We start from the raw sequence: 390 nt of genomic DNA on the forward strand, positions 1-390 counted from the left end.
GGCACCCAGACCGGGTCGTCAATGCCAAGGCCCACGAACCAGCGGAACAAGAGGTTGTATTCCATCTGCTCCATCAACTGCCGCTCGGAGCGGATGGAGAACAGGATCTGGATCAGGCTCGCCCGGATCAGCCGTTCCGGCGGGATCGAGGGGCGACCGAAATCGCTGTAGAGCGCCTCGAACTCGGCATCGAGACTGGCCAGGGCCTCGTTCACCACCTGCCGGATCTTGCGCAGCGGATGGCGCGCAGGGATGCGCCCCTCAAGATCGACATAGCTGAACAGCGACCCGCTCGTCTCGTCCGCCCCGCGCATTCTCACCCCCCAAAGCCTGCGGACGGTGAATCATGTTCCTCAAATCAGGCCAAGCGCCAACTTCTTCAGCGGCCTG

General features: G+C 63.1%; 1 protein-coding gene. It reads right to left on the bottom strand.

The features are described from left to right. Window positions 1-314 (bottom strand): transposase (locus tag C5F46_RS16340; RefSeq protein WP_146160272.1); only part of this gene is annotated, 314 nt, incomplete at its 3' end. Window positions 315-390: the final 76 nt, after the last annotated feature.

It is taken from the genome of Phaeovulum veldkampii DSM 11550 (assembly GCF_003034995.1).
Classification (GTDB): domain Bacteria; phylum Pseudomonadota; class Alphaproteobacteria; order Rhodobacterales; family Rhodobacteraceae; genus Phaeovulum; species Phaeovulum veldkampii.